This window comes from Streptomyces dioscori, assembly GCF_003024195.1.
Taxonomy (GTDB): domain Bacteria; phylum Actinomycetota; class Actinomycetes; order Streptomycetales; family Streptomycetaceae; genus Streptomyces; species Streptomyces dioscori.
This window is the reverse complement of sequence record NZ_KZ679039.1, coordinates 629,720-645,899: the sequence shown is the minus strand read 5'-3', so window position 1 is coordinate 645,899 and position 16,180 is coordinate 629,720. Positions and strand designations below refer to the sequence as shown.

At 70.1% G+C, this 16,180-nt stretch carries 12 protein-coding genes; 4 read left to right on the top strand and 8 right to left on the bottom strand.

The features are described from left to right. Nucleotides 1-50: 50 nt before the first annotated feature. Nucleotides 51-2,021, bottom strand: a complete 1,971-nt coding sequence (locus tag C6Y14_RS07485) for a serine/threonine-protein kinase (RefSeq protein WP_107015692.1) — start codon at nucleotides 2,019-2,021, stop codon at nucleotides 51-53. A 370-nt stretch (nucleotides 2,022-2,391) separates the two neighbouring features. Beyond that, on the bottom strand, nucleotides 2,392-4,098 hold the full coding sequence (locus C6Y14_RS07480; RefSeq protein ID WP_107015691.1) for a glycerol-3-phosphate dehydrogenase/oxidase: 1,707 nt from the start codon (nucleotides 4,096-4,098) through the stop codon (nucleotides 2,392-2,394). Nucleotides 4,099-4,397: 299 nt separating this feature from the next. Between C6Y14_RS07480 and C6Y14_RS07475 the strand changes: the two genes are divergently transcribed. Next, a complete protein-coding gene (locus C6Y14_RS07475) occupies nucleotides 4,398-5,603 on the top strand; it encodes a nucleotide sugar dehydrogenase (protein ID WP_107015690.1) in 1,206 nt (401 codons plus the stop codon). A 744-nt stretch (nucleotides 5,604-6,347) separates the two neighbouring features. Here the strand turns inward: C6Y14_RS07475 and C6Y14_RS07470 are convergent. The 4 genes from C6Y14_RS07470 to C6Y14_RS07455 form a co-directional block, all read right to left on the bottom strand. Further along, nucleotides 6,348-7,472: a GuaB3 family IMP dehydrogenase-related protein gene (locus tag C6Y14_RS07470; RefSeq protein ID WP_107015689.1), complete on the bottom strand. Its 1,125-nt coding sequence runs from the start codon at nucleotides 7,470-7,472 to the stop codon at nucleotides 6,348-6,350. Between the two features lie 103 nt (nucleotides 7,473-7,575). After that, nucleotides 7,576-9,081 (bottom strand): IMP dehydrogenase, encoded by a 1,506-nt coding sequence (guaB, locus tag C6Y14_RS07465; protein ID WP_107015688.1) that lies wholly within the window; start codon nucleotides 9,079-9,081, stop codon nucleotides 7,576-7,578. Between the two features lie 302 nt (nucleotides 9,082-9,383). After that, nucleotides 9,384-9,971 carry a sigma-70 family RNA polymerase sigma factor gene (locus tag C6Y14_RS07460; RefSeq protein WP_107015687.1) on the bottom strand — a complete coding sequence of 196 codons (588 nt, stop codon included), beginning with the start codon at nucleotides 9,969-9,971 and terminating at the stop codon, nucleotides 9,384-9,386. Between the two features lie 459 nt (nucleotides 9,972-10,430). Continuing rightward, a complete protein-coding gene (locus C6Y14_RS07455; RefSeq protein ID WP_003948568.1) occupies nucleotides 10,431-11,042 on the bottom strand; it encodes a response regulator transcription factor in 612 nt (203 codons plus the stop codon). A gap of 380 nt (nucleotides 11,043-11,422) precedes the next feature. On the opposite strand from C6Y14_RS07455, the gene C6Y14_RS07450 reads away from it, so the two are divergent. Continuing rightward, nucleotides 11,423-11,746 carry a WhiB family transcriptional regulator gene (locus C6Y14_RS07450; protein WP_107015686.1) on the top strand — a complete coding sequence of 108 codons (324 nt, stop codon included), beginning with the start codon at nucleotides 11,423-11,425 and terminating at the stop codon, nucleotides 11,744-11,746. Nucleotides 11,747-11,862: 116 nt separating this feature from the next. On the opposite strand, the gene C6Y14_RS07445 is transcribed toward C6Y14_RS07450, so the two are convergent. After that, nucleotides 11,863-12,777 carry a LysR family transcriptional regulator gene (locus C6Y14_RS07445; RefSeq protein WP_107015685.1) on the bottom strand — a complete coding sequence of 305 codons (915 nt, stop codon included), beginning with the start codon at nucleotides 12,775-12,777 and terminating at the stop codon, nucleotides 11,863-11,865. Between the two features lie 80 nt (nucleotides 12,778-12,857). On the opposite strand from C6Y14_RS07445, the gene C6Y14_RS07440 reads away from it, so the two are divergent. Next, entirely contained in the window at nucleotides 12,858-13,529 is a 672-nt protein-coding gene (locus C6Y14_RS07440; protein ID WP_107015684.1) for an MOSC domain-containing protein, read from the top strand. A 9-nt stretch (nucleotides 13,530-13,538) separates the two neighbouring features. Further along, entirely contained in the window at nucleotides 13,539-14,312 is a 774-nt protein-coding gene (locus C6Y14_RS07435) for an SDR family NAD(P)-dependent oxidoreductase (protein ID WP_107015683.1), read from the top strand. 215 nt (nucleotides 14,313-14,527) lie between these two features. Here the strand turns inward: C6Y14_RS07435 and groL are convergent, their stop codons facing one another. Then, nucleotides 14,528-16,153 (bottom strand): chaperonin GroEL, encoded by a 1,626-nt coding sequence (gene groL, locus C6Y14_RS07430; protein ID WP_107015682.1) that lies wholly within the window; start codon nucleotides 16,151-16,153, stop codon nucleotides 14,528-14,530. Nucleotides 16,154-16,180: the final 27 nt, after the last annotated feature.

Genomic DNA, 16,180 nt, shown 5'->3' with positions numbered 1-16,180 from the left:
GGAGGCAACCCGTCATGAGGAGATAGGAGATCTCAATTGACCCGTGACCCTCAGGACTTCGGTTCGAACGATGTCGTCAGCGTGCGCCACGTGTCCTTGCGAAGCCCGGTGTCCCATTTCGAGTCCTTCGCGGTGTACATGAGCGCATATCCCTGGCTGTCATTGACGACGAAGCCACGGTCTATGGACCGGTATTTCGTGCCGCCGTCCACGTAGGTGAATTCCCAGTCGGCCGTGTTCCAGCCGCGGTAGTCCACCTTCTCTATTCGGATCCGCTGATACTGCGACCGCCCCATGGACCGCTCCTGGTTCTTCCAGTCCGCCACCGGATCGTCCTTGGGCGTCGTGGTCCAGCCGACCAGCAGCTTCTGTCCGTCGGGACCGGCGAACCGGGCGCCGGCCGCATCCGTGGACTGGTATTTCCAGCCCTTGGGCAGGCCGATCGAGAAGCCCTGCCCGTCCCTGTGCGTCGACTCGACCCCGCTGCCCGAACCGCTGTCGGAGTCTTCTTCCGACCCATCCGATCCGCTCGACTCACCGGAGGCGCTGGCGCTCGGCGAACTCTCCTTCGTCGCGCTCCCGCCGGAGGAGTCCGTCTTGCCGTCGTCGTCCGAATCGGTGCCGCTGTTCTCGTCCTGTTTGGTGTCGCTTCCCGCGTTCGCGCCACTGGACGTCGACTTGTCGTCGCCGCCCTTGTTCTCCTTGGCGCCCGAGCCGTCGTCGCCACCCAGCGTGACGGCGAGGATCGTGCCGAGCACGGCCAGCGCCACGACGACGGCGATGATCACCAGTGTCCGCCGGGGCACCACATCGGTGAGCGGCGCCCTGGACGTCGTACCCCGGGAGTACGCGGGCCCGGAATCGCCTGGATTTCCGCCCACCGCACTGGAGTTCAGTCCTGAAGCGACAGCGTCCCGGTTCTTGCCGGAAGCGGCTGCACCGGTGCCCGCGGCCTGGGACTTCGCGCCGGAAGCAGCGCCCGGTCCGGAAGGCGAGGCGGCGGATGCCGGCGCGGCGGCCGACGCGGAAGCCAGGGCCGCCGCGGCGGCGGCCTTCTTCTTGCCGCCCGAAGTCCCCTTCTTGGCAGGGCCGGAGGACTTGTCCGAGGGCAGGTCCGGCAGCGGCACGACCTTCGTCGCGTCCACCGGCTCCGGCTCGTCCTTGCGCTCGGGCGTGTTGATGATCTCGGTGAGCATCGCCCGCGCACCGGCGTCGTCGAGTCGCTGCTCGGGGTCCTTGACGAGAAGGCCGTAGATGACGTTCTCCAGCGGGCCCGCGTTCTTCGGCTGCTCCACCGGTTCCGTCATCACCGCGGTGAGCGTCGCGATGGCGGATCCCTTGTCGTACGGCGGCACACCCTCCACCGCCGCGTACAACAGGCCGCCCAGCGACCACAGATCGGCCGCGGGGCCCGGCTTGTGTCCGCGCGCCCGCTCCGGCGAGATGTACGAGGGCGCGCCGACCAGCATGCCGGTCGAGGTGATGGACGGGTCGCCCTCGACCTGGGCGATCCCGAAGTCCGTGAGGACGACCCGGCCGTCCTTGCCGATGAGCACGTTCGACGGCTTCACGTCGCGGTGCAGGATGCCCTCGCGGTGCGCCGAGCGCAGCACGTCGAGGATCGCGAGGCCCACCTCGGCCGCGCGCCTGGACGTGAGCAGACCGTCCTCACGGATCACCTCGGCGAGGGACTTGCCCTCGACCAGTTCCATCACGATCCACGGCCGGTCGTCCTCGTCGACCACGTCGTAGACGGTCACCGCGCTGTTGTTCCGGATCCGTGCGATCGCCTTGGCCTCGCGGAAGGTCCGGGTGATCAGCCGGCGCTTCTCGTCCTCGTCGATACGCGGCGGCAGCCGCAGTTCCTTCACGGCGACCGTGCGGCCCAGCGTCTCGTCCTCCGCCCGCCACACGGTGCCCATGCCGCCACGGCCGAGGACTCCTCCCAGCCGGTACCGCCCGGCGAGGAGACGTCCACCATCGTCCTGACGGGATGCTCCCGACTGCTCCGCCTCCGACATGCGTCCCCTCATGCAACCCGCCCTGACAGAGCCTCCATTGTCACCCACCCGGGGACCGTCCGATGCCCCGGGTGCCCCTCCTGGAAGCAATGCTTCCCCGAACCGCCCCCCATCCGTTCCCCTCCTGCCCCTCGGCCCGGCTCCTCCCCCGTCATGAGCTGCGACAAGGAAGGATCTCGCTGCCACCGCCGGGGGTCGTGCCTTCTTCAACAGCTCCGTAGCGGGTACCCACTTCACTCACGTGAAAGCCACCACGAAAGGCCCGGCCGCGGACGTATTGGCGCAACAGGCCGTCCACCAGGCTGCTTTCGGCGGCAGGCACCGGCGGACACCGGCCGCTGCCCGCTGCCGAGTTGGCCGGGCGGGGCCCCTACAGCGGCACGATGTCCGGCGCTCCCAGCCGCGCCGCGTCGGCCGTCAGGTCGTCCGGCTGGCGCTGCGACTCCCGTTCCGCCTCGACGCGCTTCTGGTAGTGCTCGATCTCTCGCTCGATCTGGTCCTTGTCCCAGCCGAGCACCGGCGCCATCAGCTCGGCGGCCTCCCGGGCGCTGCGGGTGCCCCGGTCGAAGGTCTCGATCGAGATGCGCGTGCGCCGCGTCAGCACGTCGTCCAGATGCCGCGCCCCCTCGTGCGAGGCGGCGTAGACGATCTCGGCGCGCAGGTAGTCGTCGGCCGCCGGCAGCGGATCGCCCAGTGTCTGGTCGGCGGCGATGAGGTCGAGGACCTCCTCGGCGAGTGATCCGTACCGGTTCAGCAGGTGCTCCACGCGCACCACGTGCAGGCCGGTCCTGGCGGCGATCCGCGCTCGCGCGTTCCACAGGGCCCGGTAGCCCTCGGCGCCGACCAGGGGGATGTCCTCGGTGACGCACTCGGCGACCCGCTGGTCGAGGCCGTGCACCGCCTCGTCCACGGCGTCCTTGGCCATCACGCGGTACGTCGTGTACTTGCCGCCCGCCACGACCACGAGCCCGGGCGCCGGATGCGCCACGGTGTGCTCGCGCGACAGCTTGCTCGTGGCCTCCGACTCGCCGGCGAGCAGCGGCCGCAGTCCCGCGTACACGCCCTGTACGTCGTCGCGGGTCAGCGGGACCGCCAGGACCGCGTTCACGTGCTCCAGCACGTAGTCGATGTCGGCGCTGGACGCCGCCGGGTGCGCCTTGTCGAGGTCCCACTCGGTGTCCGTGGTGCCCACGATCCAGTGCCGGCCCCAGGGGATCACGAACAGCACGGACTTCTCGGTGCGCAGGATCAGCCCGCTCGACGAGGTGATCCGGTCCTTCGGTACGACCAGATGGATGCCCTTGGAGGCCCGGACGTGGAACTGGCCCCGCTCCCCGACCATCGCCTGGGTGTCGTCCGTCCACACGCCGGTGGCGTTCACGACCTGCTTGGCGCGGATCTCGTACTCCCCGCCGCCCTCGACGTCCTGCACCTTGGCACCGACGACCCGCTCGCCCTCGCGCAGGAAGCCGGTCACCCGCGCGCGGTTGGCGACCTTCGCGCCGTACGCGGCCGAGGTGCGCACCAGGGTCGCCACATAGCGGGCGTCGTCCATCTGCGCGTCGTAGTACTGCAGCGCCCCGACCAGGGCGTCCTTCTTCAGCGCGGGGGCCACGCGCAGCGCGTGCCGCCGTGAGAGGTGCCGGTGCACGGGCAGTCCGCGGCCGTGGCCGCGCGCCATCGACATCGCGTCGTAGAGCGCGACGCCCGATCCGGCGTACAGCCGCTCCCAGCCCTTGTGCTGCAAGGGGTACAGGAACGGCACGGGCTTCACGAGATGCGGTGCGAGCCGCTCAAGGAGCAACCCGCGCTCCTTCAGCGCCTCCCGTACGAGCGCGAAGTCGAGCATCTCCAGATAGCGCAGGCCGCCGTGGATCAGCTTGCTCGACCGGCTCGACGTGCCCGACGCCCAGTCACGCGCCTCGACCAGTCCGGTGGACAGGCCGCGGGTCACGGCGTCCAACGCGGTGCCCGCGCCCACCACGCCCGCTCCTACGACGAGCACGTCCAGTTCGTGCTCGGCCATCGCCGCGAGTGACCCGGCGCGCTCCGCCGGTCCCAGTGTCGCTGTCCGCACAGTTGCCTCCAGCTGTCTGTCGCGCCGGGCTCACCCGTACGGCGAGGCCCTGCTCACATCCCCCATGCCCAAATTCTGACCGTGATGCCCGCCATCGGCCACCACCGGCGGTCCGCCTGTGGACAACTCTCGGTGCCCGGCCCGGCGACTTCCGGAGAAACACAACCGAACAATCCCGCAAATCGGTCATATTTACTCCTAGTCTGACATTGCGCTCGCCCGTTCTGTCCACAGGGCTTGCGCCCTCACCCCACTCCGGCTACTGCCACTCCGGCTACAGGGAAGGACGGCCCACCGCCATGCCCGCAGACCTCGCCGTCATCGGCCTCGGCCAGCTCGGCCTGCCCCTGGCCCGGGCCGCCGCCACCACCGGTATCCCCACCCTCGGCTACGAGTGCGGCGACCCGGCGCCGCTGGCCGCGGCCGACCTGCGCCGGATGCTGTCCACGGGATTCCGGCGGGCCACGGACCCGGCCGAGCTGGGCCGCGTACGCACCGCCGTCATCTGCGCTCCGACCCCGCGCGGCGCGGACGGGACACTCGACCTGGGACAGGTGGCCTCCGCCGCCCGCACCCTGGCCGCGCATCTGCGCCCGCACACCACGGTGATCCTGGAGTCCCCCGTGTACCCGGGGACGACCGAGGAATTCCTCCGGCCGCTCCTGGAGGAGGGCTCGGGGCTCCGGGCGGGCCGCGACTTCCACCTCGCGTACTCACCCAGTCGGGTGGACCCCGGCAACCGCGACCACGGCCCCGCCAACACCCCGAAGGTCATCGGCGGGCTCACCCCGGCCTGCACGGAGTCGGCCGCCGCGTTCTACGGCCGGCTCACCGACAAGGTCGTACGCGCGCGTGGCCCCCGCGAGGCGGAGACCGTGCAGCTCCTGGAGACCAACTACCGGCACGTCAACATCGCCCTGGTCAACGAGATGGCCGTCCTCTGCCACGACCTCGGCGTCGACCTGTGGGACGTCATCCGCTGCGCCGAGACCAAGCCGTTCGGCTTCCAGGCCTTCCGCCCCGGCCCCGGAGTGGGCGGCCACGCCGTCCCCCGCGACCTCGCGGGCCCGCGGACCCGCTCCCTGCGCATGGTCGAACTGGCCCAACAGGTCAACGACCACATGCCCCGGTACGTCATCCAGCGCGCGGCCACGCTCCTCAACGAACACGGCAAGTCGGCCCGCGGCGCGCGCGTGCTGCTCCTCGGCGTCACCTACAAGGCCGACCACGCCGACCAGCAGGGCTCACCCGCCCAGGAGATCGCGACCCGCCTGATGGAACTGGGCGCCGCCGTCAGCTACCACGACCCGCACGTCCCGTCCTGGTCCATCCTCGACCGCCCGGTCCCCCGGGTGGACTCCCTGTACGAGGCGGCAGCCGACGCCGACCTGACGATCCTGCTCCAGCAACACCGCACCTACGACCTGCAAGGCCTCTCGGTGAAGGCTCAGCTCCTCCTGGACACCCGGGGAGCGACTCCTACGGGGGCGGCGCACAGGTTGTGAAAGGGGGCGCGGGACACCTCCGAAGCCCCGGCCGCTGGTGGCGAACGACACCCACCGCCGGTACCGTACAGAAACAGGTGGAGCCCACCGCAGGGGGTCTGCGGCAGGCTCCTAGATGGGTTACGGAGTGTCCGCCCCTAGTTGATGTGGGGACGGCCGCTCACCATCCTGGAATCCACAGGATCCACCTCCCGCGGTGCCGTGCCGTTCGTCGGCCGTATCCGGTACCGTGCAAAAAAGGTGGAGCCCACCGCAGGGGTCACTGCGGCAGGCTCCTAGATGGGTTACGGAGTGTCCGCCCCTAGTTGTTGTGGGGGCGGCCGCTCACCATCCGAAAATCCGCAGAATCCACCTCCTCCGGCACTTCACCGTCCGCAGACGGATCCGGTCCCAGCGGGTGGGCTTGCGGTGGCGGCCCATGGGCGGCCCCCTTCCACGACGCCACCCAGAGACCCGGTAGGCGGCTCGGCTGGAACTCGGGCCGGGCCCCGAGGGCCGGGGTCCGGAACGATGTCCTTGGAAGGGGGCGCCCACACAACTGGAGCGCCGAACACGGACGCTATCGCCTCGACACGGCCGTTTCCCGCCCATTCGGCGCAAAGGCAACCGTGCGCCCCCTGAACGCGAAACGCGCCCCACCAGGGCCGTTCGGATGCGCGGGCACGCGAAAGGGCCCGGTCACTCACCCTTGTGAGTGACCGGGCCCCTCGTCGTTCGTCGGCTCAGGCCGAGCGCGGCGTCGCGTCAGCGCTTGTGCTGCGAGTCCGCCACCGTGACCTCGACGCGCTGGAACTCCTTCAGTTCGCTGTAGCCGGTCGTGGCCATCGCGCGGCGCAGGGCGCCGAAGAAGTTCATGGAGCCGTCGGGGGTGTGCGAGGGGCCCAGCAGGACTTCCTCGATCGTGCCGACGGTGCCGAGGTCGACCTTCTTGCCGCGCGGCAGTTCCTCGTTGACGGCCTCCATGCCCCAGTGGTGGCCGCGGCCGGGCGCGTCCGTCGCGCGGGCGAGCGGGGAGCCCATCATCACCGAGTCGGCGCCGCAGGCGATCGCCTTGGGCAGGTCGCCGGACCAGCCGACCCCGCCGTCCGCGATCACGTGCACGTACCGGCCGCCGGACTCGTCCATGTAGTCGCGGCGGGCGGCGGCCACATCCGCGACGGCGGTGGCCATCGGGACCTGGATGCCGAGCACGTTGCGCGTGGTGTGCGCGGCGCCGCCGCCGAAGCCCACCAGGACACCGGCCGCGCCGGTACGCATCAGGTGCAGCGCCGCCGTGTACGTGGCGCAGCCGCCGACGATGACCGGGACGTCCAGCTCGTAGATGAACTGCTTCAGGTTCAGCGGCTCGGAGGCGCCGGAGACGTGCTCCGCCGAGACCGTCGTACCGCGGATGACGAAGATGTCGACGCCCGCGTCCACGACGGCCTTGGAGAACTGCGCGGTGCGCTGCGGCGAGAGCGCGGCGGCGGTGACCACGCCCGAGTCGCGCACCTCCTTGATGCGCAGCCCGATCAGCTCCTCCTTGATGGGAGCCGCGTAGATCTCCTGGAGGCGGCGGGTCGCGGTCTCCGCGTCCAGCTCCACGATCTCGTCGAGGAGCGACTGCGGGTCCTCGTGCCGCGTCCACAGGCCTTCGAGGTTGAGGACGCCCAGGCCGCCCAGCTCCCCGATGCGGATGGCGGTCGCCGGGGAGACCACCGAGTCCATGGGAGCCGCCAGGAACGGCAGCTCGAAGCGGTAGGCGTCGATCTGCCAGGCGATCGAGACCTCCTTCGGGTCGCGCGTACGGCGGCTCGGGACGACGGCGATGTCGTCGAAGGCGTACGCCCGGCGGCCGCGCTTGCCGCGCCCGATCTCGATCTCAGTCACGTGTGTGGCCTTTCCCTCTTCGGTTCTGCGCGTTCCAGTATCCCCGACACGCACGGCGGGGGCGGTCCCGGAGTCCCCGAGACCGCCCCCGACCGTGTCGCCGCTACTGGCCGCGGCTGTAGTTCGGTGCCTCGACCGTCATCTGGATGTCGTGCGGGTGGCTCTCCTTGAGGCCCGCCGACGTGATCCGTACGAAGCGGCCCTTGGTCTCCATCTCGTCGATGGAGGCGGCGCCCACATAGCCCATGGTCTGGCGCAGACCGCCGACGAGCTGGTGCAGCACGTTGGCGAGCGGGCCGCGGTAGGGCACCTGGCCCTCGATGCCTTCGGGGACGAGCTTGTCGTCGGAGGCGACCTCGGCCTGGAAGTAGCGGTCCTTCGAGTACGACCTGCCCTGGCCGCGGGACTGCATGGCACCGAGCGAGCCCATGCCGCGGTACGACTTGAACTGCTTGCCGTTGATGAACTGCAGCTCGCCGGGCGACTCCTCGCAGCCGGCGAGAAGGCTGCCGAGCATCACCGTGTCGGCGCCGGCGGCGAGCGCCTTGCCGATGTCTCCGGAGTACTGCAGTCCGCCGTCCCCGATCACCGGGACACCGGCGGAGCGGGCCGCGAGGGCGGCCTCGTAGATGGCGGTGACCTGCGGTACGCCGATACCGGCGACGACGCGGGTCGTACAGATGGAGCCGGGGCCCACGCCCACCTTGACGCCGTCGACACCGGCGTCGATGAGCGCCTGGGCGCCGTCGCGGGTGGCCACGTTGCCGCCGATCACATCGACGCCGACGCTCGACTTGATCTTCGCCATCCAGTTGAGGGCGTTGCTGTTGTGCCCGTGCGAGGTGTCGACGATCAGGAAGTCCACCCCGGCCTCGGCGAGCGCCTGGGCCCGCTCAAGGGCCTCGGGGCTCGCGCCCACGGCGGCGCCCACGAGGAGGCGGCCTTCGGCGTCCTTCGCGGCGTTCGGGTACTTCTCGGCCTTCACGAAGTCCTTGACCGTGATGAGGCCCTTGAGGATGCCCGCGTCGTCGACCAGCGGCAGCTTCTCGATCTTGTGGCGGCGTAGCAGCTCCATGGCGTCGGTGCCGGAGATGCCGACCTTGCCGGTGACGAGCGGCATCGGGGTCATGACCTCGCGCACCTGACGGGAGCGGTCGGTCTCGAAGGCCATGTCGCGGTTGGTGACGATGCCGAGCAGCTTGCCGTTGCCGTCGGTCACGGGGACGCCGCTGATGCGGAACTTGGCGCACAGCGCGTCGGCCTCGCCCAGCGTCGCGTCCGGGTGCACCGTGATCGGGTCGGTGACCATGCCGGACTCGGAGCGCTTCACGAGGTCGACCTGGTTGACCTGGTCCTCGATGGAGAGGTTGCGGTGCAGCACGCCGACGCCGCCCTGGCGGGCCATGGCGATCGCCATCCGGGACTCGGTGACCTTGTCCATGGCCGCGGAGAGCAGCGGGATGTTCACGCGTACGTTGCGGGAGATGCGGGACGAGGTGTCGACCGCGTTGGGCAGCACTTCCGACGCGCCCGGCAGCAGCAGCACGTCGTCGTAGGTCAGCCCGAGCGTCGCGAATTTCTCGGGCACTCCGTCGACGTTTGCAGTCATGACACCTTCCCCAAATGGCCTTGATCGGTGCGGATGTCCATGCTAACGGGAAGCATGGCTCTCTCATTCCACGGCTAGGAGCGCCTCTGGGGCTCGTGGGTTCGTACGGGCCGGGCGGCCGCCCTGTTCAGTGCGCCGCCCCATCTGGATGCGTACCGATGAGTGCGCACCGACGAGTACCGCCGCGTACCGGCGAAAGAACCCGCCCCGCCATGAGCCGCACGCCCCCGGCGCGGTACGGAATCGCCGTGAACGCGGTCCCGCAGTCCCCCGTGAAGCGGCGACCCCCGAGGGGAGACCGCCTACTGCTCCGCCAGGGCCCGCAGGCGACTGAGCGCCCGGTGCTGGGCGACCCGGACCGCGCCGGGTGACATTCCCAACATCTGTCCGGTCTCCTCGGCCGTGAGGCCCACCGCGATGCGCAGCAGCAGCAGTTCCCGCTGGTTCTCGGGGAGGTTGGCCATGAGCTTCTTCGCCCACTCGGCGTCGCTGCTGAGCAGGGCGCGCTCCTCGGGGCCGAGCGAGTCGTCCGGCCGCTCGGGCATCTCGTCCGACGGCACGGCCGTCGAACCGGGGTGCCGCATCGCGGCCCGCTGCAGGTCGGCCACCTTGTGACCTGCGATGGCGAAGACGAAGGCCTCGAAGGGGCGCCCGGTGTCCTTGTAGCGCGGCAGTGCGAGCAGCACCGCCACGCAGACCTCCTGCGCCAGGTCCTCCACGAAGTGCCGCGCGTCTCCCGGAAGCCGGGACAGCCGCGTACGGCAGTAGCGGATGGCGAGCGGGTGGACATGGGCGAGGAGGTCGTGTGTGGCCTGCTCGTCGCCCTCGACCGCGCGGTGGACGAGCGCACCAATCGCCCCATGGGCATTAGCCGCCTCGTCGTCACGCATCGGTCCATGGTGCCTTGGCGTCGTTCGTTCCGTGGCACCGCGTCCGTAGTTGTGCACCGAAGCGTTATGAGCAGGTGCGCCGGAACTCATCTCCTGCGCCCTCCCCTCCCGCTCGACCGACTTGTTCCCGAGGAACTCCACACCTCAAGGATGCGGCATCCGCCGGGAAACGGGGATCGGGTACCCGAACGGCCCCGTTCCATCCCCTGTCGGGCCCGGTCCCGCCGGCCTTTCGGCAGGCGGGGAAACCCGGACCCCCGCGGCGGTCCACCCAGGTCCTGTCTCCCCGATCTTCGCGGATCAGCGCGCGACGTCCGGTGCGGTGCATCGGCGTGCGGCCGCATCGCCCTCGTACTGGACGTACTTGGGTGATGCGGCCGTGCGGCGAGGTGCCGCCCGCCGCGGAGCGGCTGATGTCGCTGTGGCGTCGTGCGCCCGCGAAGATCGGGGAGACAGGACCTAGCGGACCAGGCCCCATCGGAATCCGAGCGCCACCGCGTGCGCGCGGTCCGAGGCGCCGAGCTTCTTGAAGAGCCGGCGTGCGTGCGTCTTGACCGTGTCCTCGGAGAGGAACAGCTCACGGCCGATCTCCGCGTTCGACCGGCCGTGGCTCATGCCCTCCAGGACCTGGATCTCGCGCGCGGTGAGTGTCGGCGCCGCACCCATCTCTGCCGACCGCAGTCTGCGCGGCGCGAGCCGCCAGGTCGGGTCGGCGAGGGCCTGGGTGACGGTCGCCCGCAGTTCCGCGCGGGAGGCGTCCTTGTGGAGATAGCCGCGGGCGCCGGCGGCGACCGCGAGGGCGACACCGTCCAGGTCCTCGGCCACGGTGAGCATGATGATGCGTGCACCGGGGTCGGCGGACAGCAGCCGCCGGACCGTCTCCACGCCGCCCAGACCGGGCATGCGTACGTCCATCAGAATCAGGTCCGAACGGTCGGCACCCCAGCGGCGGAGGACTTCCTCGCCGTTGGCCGCCGTGGTCACGCGCTCTACGCCGGGCACGGTCGCCACCGCACGGCGGAGCGCCTCTCGGGCAAGCGGGGAGTCGTCGCAGACGAGGACGGATGTCATGGCCGTCCTCCGCAGCTGATGCGCGTCACCTTGGGCCTCCAGGCTGGTACGAAATCGTCACCTGTGCGGTCGACCGACTCGGACGCTTGCCCGAGCGTTTGTTCCTTCAACCGCCTCGCACACTCAACGACGGTCACTCGAAAGAGTTACGGGGCGGTGAGCCACGTTCGGCACTCTACGTGAGGGCGCGGACACGGTGCAGACACGTGCGGCAGACCCTCAAGGTTTCATCACAAGCTATGCCCCATTCAGACCCTTTTCGTTCCATTTATTGGTGTCCAGGGCTAGATTCGCAATGAGTCATATTTTCATCTCCTTAGATCGTAGATGTACGGTGATGGGCACGTAACCGACCAAAACGGCTACAAGGGGACAAAGCAATGGCAGATTTCTCCCGCCTTCCCGGACCGAACGCGGATCTGTGGGACTGGCAGCTCCTCGCGGCGTGCCGCGGGGTCGACAGCTCGCTCTTCTTTCACCCGGAGGGCGAGCGCGGTGCGGCACGGAGCGCTCGTGAGAACTCGGCCAAAGAGGTCTGCATGCGGTGCCCGGTGCGAGCGGAGTGCGCTGCGCACGCGCTGGCGGTGCGCGAGCCGTACGGCGTGTGGGGCGGCCTGACCGAGGACGAGCGCGAGGAACTCATGGGACGGGCGCGCAACCGCCTGGTCTCGGCGTCGAGCGGGGGCGACCCGTCACACCACTGAAGGAACGTTTCTCCGGACCGACACGCGCGCGTGTGCCCCTTCTTCATGTCCCCCAAGGCATACCCCGCGCCCTCTAGGACCAGGATCCCGCGGAACCGAACCCCGTAGAACCGGGTTCAGCGAGCCGCGGCTCTGGCCAACTGGTCCAGCGTGGCCGCCACGGCGGGCACCTGGGCCAGATCCGGCAGTGTGAGCGCGACGATCTCCCGTCGCAGCGCGGGCTCCACCGTCACTGTGCGTGCACCTTTGGGGCGTACGGATTCGATGGCCAGTTCGGGCAGGACCGCGACCCCGAGCCCCGCCCCGACCAGACCGACCACCGCCGGATAGTCGTCGGTCGCGAAGTCGATGCGCGGGGTGAAGCCCGCGCTCTCGCAGACCTCGACCAGCTGGGCCCGGCAGCGCGGGCAGCCGGCGATCCACGGCTCGTCGGCGAGGTCGCCGATGGCGACCGTGCCCGCCCGGGCCAGCCGGTGCCCCTCGGGGACAAGACCGACGAGCCGGTCCGTGAGCAGCGGCCGGACCACCAGGTCGTCCCACTCCTCCGCGCCCGCCGAACCCGCCGCGGTGGCCGCGCCCTCGTACCGGAAGGCGAGGGTCACGTCGCAGTCGCCCTCGCGCAGCATCTCCACGGAGCGCGGCGGTTCGGCCTCCTCCAGGGAGACCCGGGTGCCGGGGTGGGCGGCGCGCAGGGCGGCGAGCGCGGTCGGTACGAGCGTGGAGCTCCCGCTGGGGAACGACACCAGGCGCACCCGGCCCGCGCGCAGCCCCGCGATCGCGGCGACCTCCTCCTCGGCGGCGGTCAGCCCGGCGATGATGCCCGCCGCGTGCCGGGTGAGAGCCTCACCGGCCTGCGTCAGCCGCATCTCACGGCCGGTGCGGATGAGCAGCGGTGTACCGACGGATGCTTCGAGTGCCTTCATCTGCTGGCTGACGGCGGGCTGGGTGCAGCCCAGTTCGCGCCCCGCCGCCGAGAAGGAGCCGGTGGCGGAGACGGCACGCAGGACGCGCAGATGTCGGGCCTCGATCACCCTTCGAGCATAAGCGAATCTTGGATAAGACGACGAATATCGCGTCGACGCTTTTGGCCCGGATCGCCTAGCGTGCCTCCATGAAGCTTCTGTCTCTGAATCTGGGGCGGCCCGAGGCCGTCGACTACACGGACCAGGCCGAGGGCGTGACCGGGATCCACAAGCGGCCGGCGGACGGGCCGGTCCGGGTCGCCGCGCCCGGTCCCAAGGGCGTCGGCGGGAGCGGTCTCGCCGGGGACGCGGTGTGCGAGCGGCGACACCACGGCGGCGACGACCAGGCGGTGTACGCCTTCGCGCGCGAGGACCTGGACGACTGGGAACGCGAGCTGGGGCGCCCCCTGTCCAGCGGGATGTTCGGGGAGAACCTCACGACCGAGGGCATCGACGTGTCCGGGGCGAAGATCGGGGAGCGCTGGCGCATCGGCTCCGAGCTCGTGCTCGAAGTGACGTCCGGCCGGATCCCCTGCCTCACCTTCCAGGGCCACCTGGGCGAGAAGGGCTGGGTCAGGCGGTTCACACAGAAGGGGGCGACGGGCGCGTACCTGCGGGTGATCGAACCCGGGGAGATACGGGCGGGCGATCCGATCGAGATCGTGCACCGGCCGGACCACGAGGTCACCGCCGCCCTGCAGTTCCGCGCGGTCACGCTCGAACGGACGCTGCTGCCGCGGGTGCTGGCGGCGGGCGACGCCCTGCACCCGGAGACACGGGAGACGGCGCTGAGGTACGTCGAGAAGTACGGCGGTCACTAACCTTGGGCCATGACAACGGCTTTGATTACGGGATCGACAGCGGGCATCGGTGCCGCCTTCGCACGGCGGCTGGCCGCCGACGGGCACAACCTCGTGCTGGTCGCGCGTGACACCAAGCGGCTCGGCGAGCAGGCGACGGAACTGCACGACCGGCACGGCATCGAGGCGGAGGTGCTGGCGGCGGACCTGGCGACGGACGAGGGCATCGAAGCGGTGGCCGCCCGCGTCTCGGACCGCAAACACGCGGTCGACCTGCTCGTCAACAACGCGGGCTTCGGCAACAAGGGCCTCTATCTGGACGTACCGATGGCGGACGAGCTGAAGATGCTCAAGGTGCACTGCGAGGCGGTGCTCCGGCTCACCTCGGCGGCGGCCGAGGCCATGCGGGAGCGCGGGCGCGGCGGGGTCGTCAACGTGGCGTCGACGGCCGCGTTCCTGCCGCGCGGCACGTACGGGGCGTCGAAGGCGTGGGTCGTGCAGTTCACGCAAGGAGTGGCGAAGGATCTGGCGGGCAGCGGCGTCCGGCTGATGGCGCTGTGCCCCGGCTTCGTGCGGACCGAGTTCCACGAGCGGGCCGGGATGGGCACGGACAACATCCCCAACTGGATGTGGCTGGACGCCGACAAGGTGGTCACGGCCGCGCTGGCGGACCTGGCCCGCGACAAGTCCCTGTCGATCCCGGACCCGCGCTACAAGGCCCTGATGGGCGTGGCGAAGGTGACCCCGAGAGGCCTGCTCAGCGGCATCAGCTCGAAGACGGGCCGCAAGTACGGCCCGAAGTGAACGCGTTGCTGCCGTTAGGCCCTGACATCGACTGTGACAGCACGAAGGCCCGGTACCCGTCGAAACGGTTACCGGGCCTTCGTCAGGTACTGGCTCAGTTGCACCGCGCCCCGTCAGGGGCGCGGGGCCGTATCCATGTGCGGCTCCGCCGCGTGGGCGCGACCAGCCCCCACCGAGCCCGCGGTCAAAAAACAACCGCGCTTCCGGCGAAGCGACTAGTGCGAGTGCCCGTGGCCACCGTGGCCGGCCTCGGCCTCTTCCTCCGCCGGCTTCTCGACGACCAGGGTCTCGGTCGTGAGGAGCAGGGAGGCGATGGACGCGGCGTTCTCCAGGGCGGAGCGGGTGACCTTGACCGGGTCGATGACGCCGGCCTTGACCAGGTCGCCGTACTCGCCGGTCGCGGCGTTGAAGCCCTGGCCCTTGTCGAGGTCGGCGACCTTGGAGGTGATGACGTAACCCTCCAGGCCGGCGTTCTCGGCGATCCAGCGCAGCGGCTCGACGGCGGCCTTGCGGACGACGGCGACACCGGTCGCCTCGTCGCCGGTCTTGCCGAGGTTGCCTTCGAGGACCTTCACGGCGTGGACGAGCGCGGAGCCACCACCGGAGACGATGCCCTCCTCGACCGCGGCGCGGGTCGCGGAGATGGCGTCCTCCAGACGGTGCTTCTTCTCCTTCAGCTCCACCTCCGTGGCGGCGCCGACCTTGATCACGCACACGCCGCCGGCCAGCTTCGCGAGGCGCTCCTGGAGCTTCTCGCGGTCCCAGTCGGAGTCCGTGGAGTCGATCTCGGCCTTGATCTGGTTGACACGGCCGGCCACGTCGGCGCTGTTGCCGCCGCCGTCGACGATGGTCGTGTCGTCCTTGGTGACCGTCACGCGGCGGGCGGTGCCCAGCACGTCCAGGCCGACCTGGTCGAGCTTGAGGCCGACCTCCTCGGCGATGACCGTGGCGCCGGTGAGCGTCGCGATGTCACCGAGCATGGCCTTGCGGCGGTCGCCGAAGCCGGGGGCCTTGACGGCCACCGCGTTGAAGGTGCCGCGGATCTTGTTCACGACCAGGGTCGACAGGGCTTCGCCCTCGACGTCCTCGGCGATGATCAGCAGCGGCTTCGACGCGTTGGTCTGGATGACCTTCTCAAGCAGGGGAAGCAGGTCCTGGATGGAGGAGACCTTGCCCTGGTGGATCAGGATGTACGGGTCGTCGAGGACGGCCTCCATACGCTCCTGGTCGGACACCATGTACGGGGACAGGTAGCCCTTGTCGAAGGCCATGCCCTCGGTGAAGTCCAGCTCCAGACCGAAGGTGTTGGACTCCTCGACGGTGATGACACCGTCCTTGCCGACCTTGTCCATCGCCTCGGCGATGAGCTCGCCGACCTGGCTGTCCTGGGCGGACAGACCGGCGACGGCCGCGATGTCGGACTTCTCGTCGATCGGGCGCGCGGTCGCGAGGAGCTCCTCGGAGACCGCGGCGACGGCCGCGTCGATGCCCTTCTTGAGCAGGGCGGGGGACGCGCCGGCGGCGACGTTCTTCAGGCCTTCGCGGACGAGCGCCTGGGCCAGCACGGTGGCGGTGGTCGTACCATCACCCGCGATGTCGTTGGTCTTGGTCGCCACCTCCTTCACCAGCTGGGCGCCGAGGTTCTCGTACGGGTCGTCGAGCTCGACCTCGCGGGCGATGGTGACGCCGTCGTTGGTGATGGTGGGGGCGCCGAACTTCTTGTCGATGACGACGTTGCGGCCCTTGGGGCCGATCGTCACCTTCACGGTGTCGGCAAGCTTGTTGACGCCGCGCTCAAGGGCGCGACGGGCGTCCTCGTCGAACTTCAGGATCTTCGCCATGGAGCTGATTCAGTCCTCTCAAAAAAC

What these genes read in the sequence shown, in the direction of transcription:
- C6Y14_RS07440 (WP_107015684.1), top strand. Translation starts at nt 12,858, where the DNA reads ATGAAGCTTCTGTCTCTGAATCTGGGGCGGCCCGAGGCCGTCGACTAC.
- C6Y14_RS07455 (WP_003948568.1), bottom strand. Translation starts at nt 11,042, where the DNA reads ATGACATCCGTCCTCGTCTGCGACGACTCCCCGCTTGCCCGAGAGGCG.
- groL (WP_107015682.1), bottom strand. Translation starts at nt 16,153, where the DNA reads ATGGCGAAGATCCTGAAGTTCGACGAGGACGCCCGTCGCGCCCTTGAG.
- C6Y14_RS07485 (WP_107015692.1), bottom strand. Translation starts at nt 2,021, where the DNA reads ATGTCGGAGGCGGAGCAGTCGGGAGCATCCCGTCAGGACGATGGTGGA.
- C6Y14_RS07460 (WP_107015687.1), bottom strand. Translation starts at nt 9,971, where the DNA reads ATGCGTGACGACGAGGCGGCTAATGCCCATGGGGCGATTGGTGCGCTC.
- C6Y14_RS07475 (WP_107015690.1), top strand. Translation starts at nt 4,398, where the DNA reads ATGCCCGCAGACCTCGCCGTCATCGGCCTCGGCCAGCTCGGCCTGCCC.
- guaB (WP_107015688.1), bottom strand. Translation starts at nt 9,081, where the DNA reads ATGACTGCAAACGTCGACGGAGTGCCCGAGAAATTCGCGACGCTCGGG.
- C6Y14_RS07450 (WP_107015686.1), top strand. Translation starts at nt 11,423, where the DNA reads ATGGCAGATTTCTCCCGCCTTCCCGGACCGAACGCGGATCTGTGGGAC.
- C6Y14_RS07435 (WP_107015683.1), top strand. Translation starts at nt 13,539, where the DNA reads ATGACAACGGCTTTGATTACGGGATCGACAGCGGGCATCGGTGCCGCC.